Annotated in this window: 15 protein-coding genes and 1 pseudogene; 1 reads left to right on the top strand and 15 read right to left on the bottom strand. The window is 59.1% G+C overall.

From position 1 onward, the window contains the following. Positions 1 to 31: 31 nt before the first annotated feature. From HQL63_13605 to HQL63_13670, 14 genes and pseudogenes are all read right to left on the bottom strand, one after another. Positions 32 to 388 (bottom strand): hypothetical protein, encoded by a 357-nt coding sequence (locus tag HQL63_13605; protein MBF0177865.1) that lies wholly within the window; start codon positions 386 to 388, stop codon positions 32 to 34. Continuing rightward, a complete protein-coding gene (priA, locus tag HQL63_13610; GenBank protein MBF0177866.1) occupies positions 363 to 2573 on the bottom strand; it encodes a primosomal protein N' in 2211 nt (736 codons plus the stop codon). The genes HQL63_13605 and priA overlap by 26 nt, the downstream gene beginning before the upstream one ends. Before the next feature lie 81 nt (positions 2574 to 2654). Further along, the gene (locus tag HQL63_13615; protein ID MBF0177867.1) at positions 2655 to 3005 is read right to left on the bottom strand and encodes a HigA family addiction module antidote protein; all 351 of its coding nucleotides are present in this window, start codon (positions 3003 to 3005) and stop codon (positions 2655 to 2657) included. A 13-nt stretch (positions 3006 to 3018) separates the two neighbouring features. Then, complete coding sequence (locus HQL63_13620; GenBank protein MBF0177868.1) at positions 3019 to 3300, bottom strand: type II toxin-antitoxin system RelE/ParE family toxin; 282 nt, start codon at positions 3298 to 3300, stop codon at positions 3019 to 3021. A 197-nt stretch (positions 3301 to 3497) separates the two neighbouring features. After that, positions 3498 to 4598 (bottom strand): DegT/DnrJ/EryC1/StrS family aminotransferase, encoded by a 1101-nt coding sequence (locus HQL63_13625; GenBank protein MBF0177869.1) that lies wholly within the window; start codon positions 4596 to 4598, stop codon positions 3498 to 3500. 16 nt (positions 4599 to 4614) lie between these two features. Beyond that, positions 4615 to 5418, bottom strand: coding sequence for a diaminopimelate epimerase (locus tag HQL63_13630; protein ID MBF0177870.1), 804 nt, complete (start codon positions 5416 to 5418; stop codon positions 4615 to 4617). Positions 5419 to 5765: 347 nt separating this feature from the next. After that, positions 5766 to 7037: a diaminopimelate decarboxylase gene (gene lysA, locus HQL63_13635; protein ID MBF0177871.1), complete on the bottom strand. Its 1272-nt coding sequence runs from the start codon at positions 7035 to 7037 to the stop codon at positions 5766 to 5768. A 324-nt stretch (positions 7038 to 7361) separates the two neighbouring features. Beyond that, positions 7362 to 7463: pseudogene (locus tag HQL63_13640) on the bottom strand (lipoprotein). A 3-nt stretch (positions 7464 to 7466) separates the two neighbouring features. Next, positions 7467 to 8861, bottom strand: a complete 1395-nt coding sequence (argH, locus tag HQL63_13645; protein MBF0177872.1) for an argininosuccinate lyase — start codon at positions 8859 to 8861, stop codon at positions 7467 to 7469. Between the two features lie 102 nt (positions 8862 to 8963). Next, a complete protein-coding gene (locus tag HQL63_13650) occupies positions 8964 to 10178 on the bottom strand; it encodes an argininosuccinate synthase (GenBank protein ID MBF0177873.1) in 1215 nt (404 codons plus the stop codon). A 27-nt stretch (positions 10179 to 10205) separates the two neighbouring features. Next, positions 10206 to 11168, bottom strand: a complete 963-nt coding sequence (argF, locus tag HQL63_13655) for an ornithine carbamoyltransferase (protein MBF0177874.1) — start codon at positions 11166 to 11168, stop codon at positions 10206 to 10208. 143 nt (positions 11169 to 11311) lie between these two features. Further along, a complete protein-coding gene (locus HQL63_13660) occupies positions 11312 to 12490 on the bottom strand; it encodes an aspartate aminotransferase family protein (GenBank protein ID MBF0177875.1) in 1179 nt (392 codons plus the stop codon). 164 nt (positions 12491 to 12654) lie between these two features. After that, positions 12655 to 13125: a DsrE/DsrF/DrsH-like family protein gene (locus tag HQL63_13665; protein MBF0177876.1), complete on the bottom strand. Its 471-nt coding sequence runs from the start codon at positions 13123 to 13125 to the stop codon at positions 12655 to 12657. 11 nt (positions 13126 to 13136) lie between these two features. Continuing rightward, entirely contained in the window at positions 13137 to 13361 is a 225-nt protein-coding gene (locus HQL63_13670; GenBank protein ID MBF0177877.1) for a sulfurtransferase TusA family protein, read from the bottom strand. 438 nt (positions 13362 to 13799) lie between these two features. Between HQL63_13670 and HQL63_13675 the strand changes: the two genes are divergently transcribed. After that, positions 13800 to 14297 (top strand): hypothetical protein, encoded by a 498-nt coding sequence (locus HQL63_13675; GenBank protein ID MBF0177878.1) that lies wholly within the window; start codon positions 13800 to 13802, stop codon positions 14295 to 14297. Between the two features lie 24 nt (positions 14298 to 14321). On the opposite strand, the gene HQL63_13680 is transcribed toward HQL63_13675, so the two are convergent. Then, on the bottom strand, positions 14322 to 14936 hold the full coding sequence (locus HQL63_13680) for a DUF3576 domain-containing protein (protein ID MBF0177879.1): 615 nt from the start codon (positions 14934 to 14936) through the stop codon (positions 14322 to 14324). Positions 14937 to 15137: the final 201 nt, after the last annotated feature.

Here is a 15137-nt window from a genome sequence, read left to right on the forward strand (position 1 = left end):
GAAGAGTGGGTTTTGTTCCCGGCTAGACCAGTTAGGTCAACGTAGGACACCACCGGAATCTGGGGACGCCTTGTCTATTCCGCAAGCGGTGAACGCCCCTTTGACGGTCTGACAACCATTCACAGGCGTGGCGAACCTTGTGCCGAGTTTGCGTGGAGTCATCTATTTTTTCATGACTTTTTTCGATGGCGTAGAGTTTACGGACAAAGGTCGATTCCTGTCCGGCCTGACCGGCTTTCTCCTCGGCGCCTTGCCCCATGGCCTTGACCGCCTCGTCAAACCTGCGGGGCGTGCCGTTGTTGCAAAAGACGAACAGGTGGGCAGCGGGGAGACTCTTCTGGCGGGGAGTGGACGGATGCCCGTCAAAAAAAGCTGTCAGGATCCACATCCACATCCAGGCGAATCTGCGTACCGACCGCCAAACGTTCGGCTTGCTGCAACAACCTTCCGGCAGCGGCATGCAGGGATCCCGTTCCCTCTTTGAGCAACACCTGCCAGCGAAACCAACCCCGCAGTTTGAACAGGGGAGCCGGTGCTGGTCCCAACAGCTTGGCCTCCTGCTCTGCCGCCATGAGCTCCTTCAGGCGTAGACGCAAACGCTCCCCCTCCTCCTGCACGGGGGTGGAGAAGCGCAGCAAAATCAAGCGTTGAAAGGGGGGATATCCCGCATCCCGGCGAAACCCTTTTTCGATGGTCACAAACCGTTGCAGGTCATGGCCAGCTGCCGCTTGCAGGGCATAGTGGGCGGGGTCATAGGTCTGGATCATCACCCGTCCGGGAATCCGGTCTCGCCCGGCCCGACCCGCCACTTGGGTCACCAGCTGAAATGTCCGCTCGGCGGAGCGAAAATCCGGTTGCCACAAACTGGTTTCGGCCAGCACCACCCCCACCAGGGCGAGGTTGGGAAAATGGTGTCCCTTGGCCACCATCTGGGTTCCGAGCAAAATTTGGAACACGCTGTCGCGAAACCCCGTCAAAATCTCTTCCAGGTGGCCCCGGCCACCGGCCGTATCCCGATCCAGACGGGCCACCCGTGCCTCGGGAAAAGTGCTGCGGACCTCCTCTTCCAGTTGTTCGGTGCCAAAGCCCAGATGGGCCATGCTCATTTGTCCGCACACCCCACAGACATCGACGATGGGTTGCCAATGGTCGCAATAGTGGCACAGCAGCCCCCGCCGATGTTTGTGCAGGGTCAACGCCACGGAACAGTTGGGACAAGTCACCGGCGTGCCACAGCGACGGCACAACAGAGAGGGGGCATATCCTCGCCGGTTGAGAAACAGGAGTACCTGCTGATTCCGGGTCAACGTTTCGGCAATCGCCTGACGCAGCACGCCACTCAACAAACGCCCGGGAGGCATGGTTTCGCGAACCGGCGGCGCCTTGAGATCGATCACCTGCATCTGCGGCAGCGCAGCCCCGGTCGCCCGGTCCAGCAGCTTCAGGTGGCGGTAGCGGCCACGTTCCACGTTGGCCAGGGACTCCATGCAGGGGGTGGCACTGCCCAGGATCAACACCGCCTTGGCGGCACGGCTTCGCACCACGGCCATATCCCGGGCGTGGTAGGGAACGCCCCCCTCCTGTTTGTAGGATCCGTCGTGCTCTTCATCCACCACGACCAGACCCAGGCGGACAAACGGGGCAAAAATGGCGCTGCGTGCTCCGATCACCACCTGCGCCCGGCCTTTCTGGATCTCCTGCCAATGGGCAAAACGTTGGCTGTCCGTCATCCCGGAGTGAAAAATGGCCAGGTGGTGGGGAAAACGGGCGCGATAGCGCGCCACCAGTTGCGGCGTCAGAGCGATCTCCGGGACCAGCAGCAGGGCTTGCCGATAGCGTTGCAAGCACCCTTCCACGGCCTGAAAATAGACCTCCGTTTTGCCGCTGCCGGTTATCCCTTCCAGGAGGAATGGGGTGTAGAGACCTGATTCCAGGGCGGTCTCCAATGCCTGGACGCAGATCACCTGTTCAGGGTTTAACGTGGGTCCAACAACGCTTTCCCTATCAACTTTATCAACTTTCTCTCCGACATCAGTTCGATGTCGGGGTTGCCATGTCTCCTGTGTGGCAACCACTCCCCGTGCGATCAACTGCCGCACGCACCCCTGCAACCCCTCACGCCCAAAGTTTCGTGCCAGGGTCTCTTCGGTCAACCCTCCTTTGCGGGTTTGCAGGGCCTTGGCAAGTGGCAACAAGGAGGGTGGCAGGTTTGCGCCCCCCTCGCCACCCAGCCAGAGGTAGCGCCGTTTCCGATCAAACCCCAAATGCCCCGGCAAGGCTGTCGCCACGACGCTGCCGATGGGCTGCATGTAGTAACGGGTGATCCAATCCAGCAGGTGGCGCAGTGCGTCATCCAGCAACGGCCCATCGCTCAATACATCTTGCAGGGGACGGATCTCCCCCTCCTGCCAGACCGGCTCGGCAGTGAGTTCCCAAACCACCCCCACCCGGCTGCCCCGTCCCACCGGGGCCAATACCAGGCAACCCGGACGACAATCCTCCAGCAGCAGGTCAGGGACGGCGTAGGTGAATAAATTCCGGCGGGGGACCGGCAGGGCGACTTGGGCGAACATGGACTCCTGCGCGTTTTGTTCACCTGGTCGATGCGGCAGGGGAGTTTGCAATCGGTTCGATGTGGTGCTTTGTATGGCGAATCAAGCCGCACATAGCGGTTCGATATTTTCCAGTCCATGAATTAAATTTTTGGCAGATTCAAGATCATACCTGTTTTGGAGTGCAAGCCAGAACTCAGGGGTGGTGCCAAAGGCTCTGGCCAGCCGCAAGGCAGTGTCGGCGGTAATGGCGCGTTTGCCATGGACGATCTGGCTGATCCGCAATGGTGGCACACCCATCGTTTTGGCAAGCCGATATTGGGTGATGGCCAACGGTTTCATGAAATCCTCCAGCAAGATTTCGCCGGGATGCGTGGGTGGAATCGACAAAGCTGACTCATCAGCAACGTCGGAAAAATCCATACTGTCCACATCCTCGCGTCGAATCACCATGGTTCCACTCCTCTCAATGGTAGTCAACCAGATCGACATCGAAGGCATCTCCACCCGCAAAGCGAAAACAAATTCGCCATTGATCATTGATGCGTATGCTCCACTGACCAACACGATCACCACTGAGAGATTCGAGCCGATTCCCTGGTGGAGATCGAAGTTCATCAACGGTCAAGGCCACATCAAGCAAAACCAGTTTGCTTCGTGCCCGTTTGCACACATCAATGGGCACCCTTCGTACCTGGAAACCCCTGAACAAAGCCGCAGTCTCTTTGTTGGCAAATGTCTTGATCATGGTGCTGATCATATCATGTCACGATATGGTTATCAATTTTTGCTATAACCGTTCAGTATCTGAGCCTTCTTTGCGCCGTTTGCAAAAAAGGCCCAAACAAATAGTCCGTGCTTTCCAATGGCTTTTTTGGGGCTTCGCCCCAAACCCCACCGGGAGGAAGGGCGCAGCCCTTCCTCCTGGGCCTCCATCCCAGTTTTTCAGACGTTTTTTTTGACGACCTCCACCACCCGATCCTGTTGGTCTGTCGTCAGGAAGGGGTGCATGGGGAGGGAGAGGACCTCTTGTGCCGCCTGTGTGGCCACCGGCAGATCGGCAGGACCGTATCCCAGGGCGTGGGGGCCCGAGGCGAAGACCGGCTGGTGATGCAGGGGGATGGGGTAGTGGATGGCCGTCGGAATCCCGGCGGCTTCACACGCCTTGACCACTTGTTCGCGGTGGGCAACCCGGATGGTGAACTGGGAAAAGACGCTGACGTGGCCGGGGCGGATCACCGGCAGCCGCACCACTCCGGCGAGGCGCTGCATGTAATAGCTGGCCACCTGCTGACGCTTGGCAATTTCCGCCTCAAAGTGGGGCAGTTTGGCGAGCAGAATAGCCGCCTGGATAGAGTCCAGGCGTCCGTTCATGCCCACCATGGCATGGCGATAACGTGCTACTTGGCCATGCTCCCGCACCATGCGCAGCTTGCCGGCCAGGTCTGCGTCGTCAGTGAAGACCATGCCGCCATCGCCGTAACAGCCCAGTGGTTTGGCGGGAAAAAACGACACCGCTGCCGCCTCGCTCAACGCGCCGGAGCGTCGGCCATGACAGGATGCCCCCAGGGATTGACAGGCGTCTTCGAGGCAGTGCAGGCCGTGCCGCTGGGCAACGGCATTGATGGCGGCCATATCGGCGCACTGGCCATAAAGGCTGACCGGCACAATGGCCCGGGTGCGTGGCGTCAACGCCTTCTCCAGGAGCGCCGGGTTCAGGTTGAGGGTATCCGGCTCCACATCCACAAACACCGGTCGCGCTCCGAGCAGGGCGATCACCTCTGCCGTTGCCACGAAGGTGAAGGGGGTGGTGATCACCTCATCCCCGGGACCGATCCCCCAGGCCATCAGCGTGGCGCGCAGGGAGTCCGTTCCGGAAGAGAACCCGACCGCATGCCGAACCCCTACAAATCGGGCCAACGCCTCCTCCAGGGCCGCCACCTGGGGACCATGAATATAGCGGGAGGAGTCCAACACCCCCTGTATGGCTGCGTCGATCTCCTGGCGATAGGCCTGATACTGGGCTTGCAGATCAATGAATTGCATGGGTACGAACTCCGCGTCAGGGAGGGGTCATCCTCCCCTGAAAAACCTCGACAGCCGGGCCGGTCATGAGCACCCGGTCGTCGTCCTGCCAATGAATGGTCAGATCGCCGCCGTCCAGATGCACCACCACCCGCCGTCCTGTTGCTCCCCGCGCTGCCGCTGCCACCGCAGCTGCACACGCTCCCGTACCACAGGCAGGGGTGATGCCGGCGCCACGTTCCCAAACCCGCATGCGCACCCGCCCGTCATCCAAAACCTGTACAAACTCCACATTGGTCCGTCCCGGAAACGCCCCATGTTCCGATAGCAACGGACCCACCTGTTCCAGGGGAACCGCACCCACATCATCGCGGAAAACCACAAAATGTGGATTGCCCATGGAGACCACCATGCCCAAGACCGGCACATCCTCGCCACGCAACGGCCAGGCCACGGTAGGGGACAACGCGCCACCCAATTTTGGATGGCCCATATCCACCGTGATCCGATCCGGCGCCACACAGTGGACCTTGACCGGCCCGGCTCCGGTGGCCAAGGTCAACTCCGAATCCGGCACGCCCCGATGTTGGCGCAGATACATGCCCACACACCGGGCCGCATTGCCGCACATCTCCGCCTGGGAGCCGTCAGCGTTGTGAATGATCATCCGGGCATGTGCCTCTGTCCCCCCTTCCACCAGTTCCACGACCTGGTCACATCCCACCCCATAGCGTCGATCCGCCAGACGGGCCACCAGCTCCGGGGTTACCGTTCTCTTGGCTGTCAAGTGGTCCAGCACCACAAAATCGTTGCCCAAGCCGTGCATTTTGGTGAAAAGCAGGGGCGTCGTGCGATCTTCGGTCAAGGTTCCCGCTGGCGAACATTCTTCGGCGTTTCCATGGGAGTGATGCACCGTGGCCCCGGTCAAGCGGTTCTTCCTTCCGGAAAAAGGCTTTCGTTCTCGTAGCGATTCAGCACCCGGCAACGAATCGGGGTCCAGGGGGCTGGCTTCCTGGCAGGTCCAGGACAGCGTCCTGGTGGGGTTCGGGGCGAAGCCCTGACAAAGGCTTTCATATCCAATCTTTTCCCGAAAGGGTGCTGAGGGGCGAAGCCCTGACAAAAGCTTTCATATCCAATCTTTTCCCGAAAGGGTGCTGAGGGGTGAAGCCCTGACAAAGGCTTTCATATTCAATCTTTTCCTGAAGGGGTGCTGAATAGTTGCTCATTCTCCAGCAACTGCTGGATGGTTTCACGCCGCCGCACCACGTTGAACCGGTCGCCGCGCACCATCACTTCTGCCGCTCGCGGGCGCGAATTGTAATTGCTGCTCATGGAAAAACCATAAGCTCCGGCGGAGCGCACCACAAGCAGATCTCCCTCCTGAAACCCTGGCAGCAAGCGATCCCGGGCAAAAAAATCACCGGATTCGCAGATGGGGCCCACCACATCCGTCACCGCCTCTTCGCGATCGAACCGGCGCACTGCTGGCAGGATGCCATGATAGGCATTGTAGAGGGAGGGGCGCAGCAGGTCATTCATGCCGGCATCGGTCACCACGAAGCGTTTTTCTTCTCCGCTCTTCACGTACTCCACGCGCGCCACCAAAACCCCGGCATTGCCGACGATGGAGCGGCCCGGTTCCAGGATCACCGTCAACTCTTCTCCCTGGAGTTCGGCCAGGACGGCAGCTGCCAGTTGCGCTGGTGATGGTGGCGTCTCTTTGTCGCCATAAGGGATGCCGAGGCCACCTCCCATGTCCAGGTAGCGGATTGCCACACCTTCGGAGCGCAACTGGTGCAGCAACCCCTTGACCCGCCGCAGAGCCTCCACGAAGGGGGCCAGATCGGTCAATTGCGAACCGATGTGGCAATCCAGCCCCACCACTGCCACATGGGGCAAACGCGATGCTTCCTGGTACAAGGCCATCGCCCGCCCGTGCGGAATCCCGAATTTGTTGCGCTTGAGACCGGTGGAGATGTGCGGATGGGTGCGCGGGTTGACATCTGGATTGATGCGCAATGCCACCGGGGCGCGTACTCCCAGGGCAGCGGCCACCGCATGCACCCGATGCAACTCCGCCTCGCTCTCCACATTGAGCATGATCACCCCATGCACCAAAGCGACCCGGATTTCGGCGGCGCTTTTGCCCACGCCGGAAAAAACGATGCGATCTCCCGGGCAACCGACCCGCTGCGCCCGTTCCAGTTCGCCGCCCGAGACGATATCCAACCCGGCGCCGTGCCGCACCAGGGCATCCAGGACCGCCAGGTTGCTGTTGGCTTTGACCGAATAGCAAATGCGGTGGTCCACACCCCGAAAAGCATCCTGAAACGCCTTCAAATGGCGCAACAGGGTGCGTTCCGAGTAGCAGTAGAAGGGTGTCCCCACGGTTTCGGCAATGCGGTCCAGGGGAACCTCTTCACAGTGGAGTCGGTCTCCCAGATAATGAAAATAATCCATGGTGTTTCAAACCATACCCTGCAAAAAAGAGAACGAATCGGGGTCCAGGGGGCTGGCTCCCTGGCAGGTCCAGGACGGAGTCCTGGTGGGGTTCGGGGCGAAGCCCTGACAAAGTCTTTCATATCAAACTTTTTTCCGAAAGGGTGCCGAATTGAAAGGGTGCCGAATCGCTACGATTCTTCAATCCTTTTTTCGGTCAGACTTCTGCTGGCACATTCCTTCCGGGGGAGTGTCACAATTCCGCTGCTGCTTCTTCTGTCCAGCGGATTCCTCCTGTCCGACCCCTGCTGTCGGCTGATTTTCTTCATTCTCTGCCGCATGCGGATCCGGGAGATAGAGAGCGCCCTTGTTGCCACAACCGGTCAAGAGGGCAAATCCCAGCGCCAGCCGGATCCAGGGCAATCGGCGTTGTTGGAAAAGGCTCACCTCTCATTTCTCCCTTTCCCCATGTGACAAGCGCCTGTTCGCCTGTTCGATGGCCGCACGAACCGCCGCGAAAGCCGTGCCACCCACGCCCTTCCGGGCATTGACCGAGGCCTCCACGGCCAGCACCGACCCGACATCATCTCCGATGCGCGGGTCGATTCGTTGCAACTCCGCAGCCGAAAAATCGTCCAGCGGACGTTCTGCCGCCACGGCCATGGCCACAATCTTTCCCACGACTTCATGGGCTTCCCGAAAGGGAACCCCTTGCCGCGCCATGTAATCCGCCAGATCCGTGGCTGTGGAGTATCCGGCGCGCGCCATACTGGCCATGCGCTCTTTGCGCACCTGGATCCCTGGCACCAGATCAGCAAAGGCTCGCAAACACCCCCGCACCGTGTCCACCGCGTCGAATATGGGTTCCTTGTCCTCCTGCATATCCCGGTTGTAAGTCAGCGGCAACCCTTTCATCAGGGTCAACAAGGTTAGCAATGCGCCGTACACACGTCCACACTTGCCTCGCACCAACTCCGGCACATCCGGATTTTTTTTCTGGGGCATGATGCTCGAACCCGTGCAAAAGGCATCCGGCAACTCCACAAAGGCAAAGACCGGCGACGACCAGAGGATCAACTCCTCGGCAAAGCGTGACAGGTGCATCATCACCAGGGAGGCTGCCGCAGCCAGTTCAATCGCAAAATCACGGTCGGATACGGCATCCATGGAGTTGGCGCACACCCCTTCAAAGCCAAGTTCCCGGGCCACCCAGGCCCGATCGATCGGAAACGGGGTACCCGCCAGGGCTGCCGACCCCAAAGGCAATTGGTTGAGGCGGCGGCGCAGATCGGTCAGGCGCTCCCCATCCCGGTCCAACATCTCGAAATAGGCCAGCAGGTGGTGGGCAAAGCTGACTGGCTGGGCAATCTGGAGATGGGTAAACCCCGGCATCACCACCTCGACATGGCTGGCCGCCAGTGTCACCAACCCCCTCTGCAAATCCCGCAGGCCCGCCCGGATTGCATCCACCTCATCCCGCAGATAAAGCCGCAGATCGGTCGCCACCTGATCGTTGCGCGAGCGCGCCGTGTGCAGTTTTCCTGCCACAGGCCCGATCAACTCCCGCAGGCGGCTCTCCACATGCATGTGGATATCTTCCAGGGCATCCCGAAACGGCAGCCCGCCACGCTCCAACTCCTCCAAAACCTGTTCCAGGCCTTGTACGATTTGTGCCGCTTCGGTGTCGGTTATGATTTCCTGGCGGGCCAACATGCGGCAATGGGCGATGGATCCCCGAATATCCTGTTGGTAAAGCCGGGCATCGTAACGAATGGAAGCGGAAAAACTCTCAACAAAGGCGTTTGTGGGTTGGGTGAAACGTCCGCCCCAGAGTTTTTGCTGCATGGACCCATCTCCAAAGAAAAGAAAAATGAAAAAAATATTGAAAGACTGGGATGGTCCAGGAAGGGCGCACCCCTTCCTCCTGGACCTCCATCCCACTCTTTTTTATTTATTTCTCAACATGGCAGCAATCCGCATCCGCAACGCATTCAACTTGATAAACCCACCCGCATCCCTCTGATCATAAGCCCCCTGATCCTCATCGAAAGTGGCAATGGCCGGCGCAAACAACGATTGATCCGACTTTCGACCCACCACCATGACATTGCCTTTGTACAACTTCAAACGCACCGTCCCGCAAACATGCGCCTGCGAAGCGTCAATCATGGTTTGCAACATGAGCCGCTCCGGACTGAACCAGTACCCGTTGTAGACCAGGGCCGCATAACGTGGCCCCAACTCATCCTTCAGATGCGCCACCTCCCGGTCCAGGGTCAAGGACTCCATGGCCCGATGCGCCACGCCCAGAATGGTCCCGCCCGGGGTCTCGTACACCCCACGGGACTTCATCCCCACGTAGCGGTTTTCGACCAGATCCACCCGACCGATGCCATTTTCGCCACCCAGGGCATTCAACCGTGCCAACAAGGCTGCCGGGGAGAGACGCACCCCGTCCACGGCCACCGGATCGCCACCGGCAAAATCAATCTCCACAAGGGTGGGCTTGTCGGGGGCCCGTTCCGGAGAAACAGTCAGGACGAACATCTCTGCATCCGGTTCCTGCCATGGATCTTCCAAAACTTTTCCCTCGAAAGAGAGATGCAACAGATTGCGATCCATGGAGTAGGGCACATCGCCCCGCTTGTCCCGTGGGACCGGAATCCCGTTGGCCTCGGCATAGGCGAACAACTTGTCCCGTGAGGTCAAATCCCACTCCCGCCATGGGGCGATGACCCGGATTCCCGGCAACAGGGCGTGGTAGGCCAGTTCGAAACGAACCTGGTCGTTTCCCTTGCCGGTGGCGCCATGGGCCACGGCATCGGCGCCGGTTCGTTTGGCGATTTCGATCTGCCTCTGGGCGATCAAGGGACGGGCGATGGATGTTCCCAGGTGATACACCCCCTCGTAAAGGGCGTTGGCCCGATACATGGGGAAGACAAAATCCCGGACAAAGGTCTCTTTCAAATCCTCGATGAAAATGTCCTTCACCCCCAGCTTGATTGCCTTGACCCGTGCCTCCTCGAGTTCCTCCCCCTGGCCCAGGTCCGCCGCAAAGGCGACCACTTCACACTGGTAGACATCCTGGAGCCATTTCAGAATGATCGAGGTATCCAAGCCGCCCGAATAGGCCAAAACAACCTTCTTCACGTCACCAGCCATTTCCCATCCTCCCGGACCCTCTTTTGTCTATGTCGAAATATTTCCCGGCACTTCGCCCAGCAGCAGCCACTCAAGGGCTGCCTTCTGGACGTGCAGGCGATTTTCCGCCTCGTCCCACACCACCGACTGTGGACCATCCAGCACTTCGTTGGTCACCTCTTCGCCCCGGTGGGCGGGCAGGCAGTGCATGAACAAGGCGTCCGCATGGGCCGCCGCCATCAGACGGCTGTCCACCTGATATCCGGAGAAGGAACGCAGTCTTCTGTGGTGTTCCTCCTCTTGGCCCATGGAGGTCCAGGTATCGGTGATGACCAGGTCGGCGCCATCCACAGCTTTGGCGGGTTCGCGCAACAGGGTCACCGAGGCATCGGACGCCCCCTGCAGCGTTGCCGTTGCCGCTGCCAACACGGCAGGATCGGGTTCGTAACCCGCCGGACAGGCCAGCGTCAAATGAAAGCGCACCAACGGCGCTGCCTGGATCCAGGTATTGGCCATATTGTTGCCGTCGCCGATCCAGGCCACCCGTCGACCGGTCAAAAACCCCCGTTTTTCCTGATAGGTGAAGAGATCCGCCAACACCTGACACGGATGAAAGGCATCGGAGAGGCCATTGATCACCGGCACCGAGGCATATTTGGCCATGGTTTCGACATTGGCATGCGCAAAGGTGCGAATCATCAGGCCATCCACGTAGCGGGAGAGAACCTGGGCGCTATCGGCCATGGTTTCGCCACGGCCTAACTGCATTTCCCGGGAGGGAAGGAACAACGCCTGACCACCCAACTGGAACATGCCCACCTCAAAGGAGACTCGTGTCCGCGTGGAGGCTTTCTCGAAAATCATTCCCAGGGTGCGACCACTCAGGGTGTGTGTCCTGGTGCCGGTCCGACGGGCCTGTTTGAGTGCCGCAGCCCGTGCAAACAGCCGGTACATCCCTTCCAGGTCGATACTTTCCAGGGTCAACAAATCCATTTTGGTTTTTTTAATCATGATCACGCCCACACTTGTCGGCAAGGGCGACAATCCGGCACCCTTGCCCGATTCAAAAGGAAAAGCGACATCCCGGCACCATCCGCACGATGACGGCGAGGCCGGGATGGAAGCTGCGGAAAGGAGAGGAGATCACCTTCCCTTCAAAACAGATCCATCAGGACGCCACCCAGAATGGTCGTCGCTTCGTCGATCTCTTCTCTGGTTACCACCAGAGGTGGCAGGAGACGCAGCGTTGTCCCCTGGACACAGTTCACCAGCAATCCCCGGGAGAGCGCAATGGCTGCTGCATCTTCAGCCGGGGCATTCAGTTCGATGGCCACCATCAGGCCGCGTCCGCGCACATCTTTTACCATGCGGTGGTGGTGCTGCAACCCTCGCAGGCGTTCCATGAGGTACTCCCCCTTCCCGCTCACCTGGGAGATTACCCCATGTTCCCCTTCCAACTCGTCCAGCGTGGCCAGGGCAGCGGCGCATACCAGCGGATTGCCCCCGGAGGTGGAGCCATGCGATCCGGGAGAAAACGTCCCCGCCACCTGTTCGGTCGCCATGCAGACCCCCATCGGCAGCCCGGAGGCCAACCCTTTGGAAGCGGTCATGATATCCGGTGTGATGCTACTCCATTGATGACACCACATCCGCCCGGTGCGACCGGCGCCGGTCTGTATTTCGTCCACCACCAGGAGCAGGCCATGCCGATCCGCAATCTCGCGCAGCCCTTCCAGGTAACCCGGGCTCGGAACACGTACCCCGGCCTCCCCCTGAATGGCCTCCACCATGATCCCAGCCGTGTAGGAGCTGATCTTTCGTTCCACGCCGGGGAGATCGTCGAAGGCGGCATAACGAAAACCTGGCGGCAATGGATCGTAACCGCGTTGCACCTTGTCCAGGGCTGATGCCGTCAACGTGGCCAGGGTTCGCCCATGAAACCCCTCGGCAGCCGTGATGATCTCGAATCGCCCGGGTTGACCACGATCCTTCATGCACTTGCGGACCAGTTTGATGGCTGCTTCATTCGCCTCCGCGCCGCTGTTGCAAAAAAACATGCGATCCGCGAAACAACCAGCTGCCAACCTTCTTGCCAACATCTCTTGTTGGGGAATCCGGTAGAGGTTGGAGACGTGAATCAGGCGTTCCGCCTGTTCCTGAACGGCTGCCACCACCCGGGGCGGGGCATGTCCCAGCGCATTGACGCCAAATCCGCTCAAAAAATCCAGATAAGGCCGATCCTGGTCGTCCCACAGTCGACAACCGCGCCCACGCGAGAAAGCGATCGGATAGCGTCCGTAGTTGGACATCAACCCACTACCCGTTCCGGTCATGGACCCCCCCCTCTGGCAACTTTGCAGACTTTCCTGGTATCACCCATGCGACACGACCCGTCAGTTCTTATATCCCCGCTCACCACCAAAAGGAAAGACCCGGCCAACGACCGGGTCTTCACCAGATTGCACAAAAACGACTTTCCGTTCAGGATCGCGAGGCGTCAAATGAACAGGGTGATGTCGGCGCCCTGGGCAATCTCGAAGAAGCGCGCCGCTCCGGCGTATTCGAGGCCATCGATCAGTTCTTCGTGCTTGAAATCAAACAAATCGACCGTCATTTGGCAGGCAATCATCTTGACATCCGATTCGATGGCCATATCCAGCAGATCGTCAATGGAGGCCACCCCTTTGCCCTTCATCTTTTGTTTCATCATCACGGTCGCCATCGCTTCCATGCCGGGAAGGATTTGTACCAGGATGGGCATATCCACCGGCATGGGCATGGCCGGGTTCCCCAGGGGAGATATTTTCAGATCCCGCTTTTTCTTCAACACCTGCAAGCCATAAAAGGTCCAAAAAATATGGACTTCATAGTCCAGGGCTGCGGCTGTTGTTGCCAGAATCAGCGGCGGATAGGCAAAATCCAGGGTTCCTTTGGTGGCGATGATCGCCAATCTTTTCGTTTCAGCCATTCCTGGTCTCCTCAGCACTTCTCGATTTCGTAGTGGTAGACACCACCCGCTTCGGAGGCCTTGATCATCTTGTTGCCGGTCTGGGTGCAAAACGACTCAAAATCCTTGGCGGAACCCGGGTCCGTTGCCTCGATGGCCAAGATCTGGCCCGCTTTCATCTCTTTCAGAGCCTTCTTGGCCCGCAGAATAGGCAGGGGGCAGTTCAATCCTTTGGCATCAAGTGTCTTGTCGGCCATTTTTCGTCAACCTCCTGGTCGCAATTGTTTTGGAAAATTTCCACCTCCTTTCCATCCTGAAGAGCTTTTCCGCCAGTTGCAAATATTTTTTTGGAGGAATCGGACTCTTTTTTCCTCGTGGTGAAAAAAATGGGGTAACTATTCAGCACCCGGCGACGAATCGGGATCCAGGGGGCTGGCCCCCTGGCAGGTCCAGGACAGCGTCCTGGTGGGTTCGGGGCGAAGCCCTGATAAAGGCTTTCATATCCAGGTTTTTTTTGAGATGGTGCCGGTATGGTTACAAAATGGGACGGATGAACGGATTCACTCCCCGGGGTTTTGACTTTTCCGGTGCAATGGTCCATATTCCCGTGTTGATTCACGTTGGGGCGCCTGTTTTGTGCGCAAATGTCCCCTTGCTCAAAATGAAAACCGCACCACGTTTCCGAGGATGCGAGCATGGTCAAATTTATTCTCAGCTTGATCTTCTTGGCCTTTGTTCTTTGGGCTCTGGTCAAGCTGCGGCGCATGCGGGAGCGATCCAAGGCTCAGGTTCTGCCAAGTGATCAGGCGACCCTGCTGCTCGGCTTGTTTTATGTCATCTCCGATGCCTGCCTGCGCTATCATCGCGCCAAGGGGCGCTACCCCTCCCGCATCACCGGAGCGCCGGATGGCTTGGTCGAACAGGGGTTTCTCAAGGATGTGGAGCTGGCCAAGATGACCCAGGCCATTCCGTTGTTTACCATCATCGTTACGGAGCTGGGATATGGCGTCTGCCTGCCCAACTCCACCGGATCCCTGGTCAAGGAAATTTTGGAGCGCGCCAGAATGACCGGCAACAACGTGCTGTTCATGGACTGGGACAAGGTCACTCTGGTCCCCTTGAATCCGCCCATTCGCAACGACTTTATCAATTTGACGCTGCCGTTGCCCGCCACGCCACCCAAGCCTCCGTGACAATCACGTACTTTCGCCCATGGGTCAGCGCACCTGCACGGCACCGCTGCCGTTATCCACTTCGGCCTGTTTGCGAATCGCTTTCTCAATCTGTCGGCTCACGGATGCATCGGCCTGCCGGTCCGTCCACACCCCGTTGGCCAACACCTGCTTCATGACCCTGACATCGACGGCCCCATAGGGTTTCACACCAGAGACCCGGATGTTGAGGCGATAGCGGGAGCCGGGATCGCTGGGATCGACTTTCCAGTCGGTGGAGATGAACCCCCCTTCCCGGCTGGCGACAACCACGGGCAGATCCATCACTACAGCGAGGGCGCCACCAAACAGTTTACCGGCCCGCAACTCCTCCTCGCTCCCTTTGGATCCGCCGCCAAAGATCCCCTCACCGCCGCCGAACGACAAAAGGCCCGGCTCGTCAGCGTCGCGCAGCGAATCCCATTTTCCATCTCTTTTTCCGTCCTGGATGACCCGCGCCTGGCCAGCGCCCATGACATTGCCGTACTCATCCACCTTGTTACGGCTGTTCCACATCTTGTCCGAGCAACCCGACAGAACCACCGCAACCACCAAAGCGCCACCCAACATCGACCGCTGCATGTTCATCTCTTCCGGCTCCTTCCTTGTCAATGCGGGCATATCCTCATACCCCCAGCAAAGGCTGACCACGCCGCCATGATGACAAAATTTGCGTGCCACGGCAATGGAGGCTACTTTGACCGGGATGGAGCACCAGGAGGAAGGGCACAGCCCTTCCTCCTGGCGGGGTTTGGGGCGTAGCCTCAACAAAAAAACGTTTAAAAGACTGGGATGGAGGTCCAGGAGGAAGGGCTGCGCCCT

It is taken from the genome of Magnetococcales bacterium (assembly GCA_015231175.1).
Taxonomy (GTDB): Bacteria; Pseudomonadota; Magnetococcia; order Magnetococcales; family DC0425bin3; genus HA3dbin3.

What these genes read in the sequence shown, in the direction of transcription:
- HQL63_13615 (MBF0177867.1), bottom strand. Translation starts at nt 3,005, where the DNA reads ATGGTGATTCGACGCGAGGATGTGGACAGTATGGATTTTTCCGACGTT.
- HQL63_13650 (MBF0177873.1), bottom strand. Translation starts at nt 10,178, where the DNA reads ATGGCTGGTGACGTGAAGAAGGTTGTTTTGGCCTATTCGGGCGGCTTG.
- lysA (MBF0177871.1), bottom strand. Translation starts at nt 7,037, where the DNA reads ATGGATTATTTTCATTATCTGGGAGACCGACTCCACTGTGAAGAGGTT.
- HQL63_13675 (MBF0177878.1), top strand. Translation starts at nt 13,800, where the DNA reads ATGGTCAAATTTATTCTCAGCTTGATCTTCTTGGCCTTTGTTCTTTGG.
- HQL63_13665 (MBF0177876.1), bottom strand. Translation starts at nt 13,125, where the DNA reads ATGGCTGAAACGAAAAGATTGGCGATCATCGCCACCAAAGGAACCCTG.
- priA (MBF0177866.1), bottom strand. Translation starts at nt 2,573, where the DNA reads ATGTTCGCCCAAGTCGCCCTGCCGGTCCCCCGCCGGAATTTATTCACC.
- HQL63_13625 (MBF0177869.1), bottom strand. Translation starts at nt 4,598, where the DNA reads ATGCAATTCATTGATCTGCAAGCCCAGTATCAGGCCTATCGCCAGGAG.
- HQL63_13680 (MBF0177879.1), bottom strand. Translation starts at nt 14,936, where the DNA reads ATGCCCGCATTGACAAGGAAGGAGCCGGAAGAGATGAACATGCAGCGG.
- HQL63_13605 (MBF0177865.1), bottom strand. Translation starts at nt 388, where the DNA reads ATGTGGATCCTGACAGCTTTTTTTGACGGGCATCCGTCCACTCCCCGC.
- HQL63_13660 (MBF0177875.1), bottom strand. Translation starts at nt 12,490, where the DNA reads ATGACCGGAACGGGTAGTGGGTTGATGTCCAACTACGGACGCTATCCG.
- HQL63_13670 (MBF0177877.1), bottom strand. Translation starts at nt 13,361, where the DNA reads ATGGCCGACAAGACACTTGATGCCAAAGGATTGAACTGCCCCCTGCCT.
- HQL63_13620 (MBF0177868.1), bottom strand. Translation starts at nt 3,300, where the DNA reads ATGATCAAGACATTTGCCAACAAAGAGACTGCGGCTTTGTTCAGGGGT.
- argH (MBF0177872.1), bottom strand. Translation starts at nt 8,861, where the DNA reads ATGCAGCAAAAACTCTGGGGCGGACGTTTCACCCAACCCACAAACGCC.
- argF (MBF0177874.1), bottom strand. Translation starts at nt 11,168, where the DNA reads ATGATTAAAAAAACCAAAATGGATTTGTTGACCCTGGAAAGTATCGAC.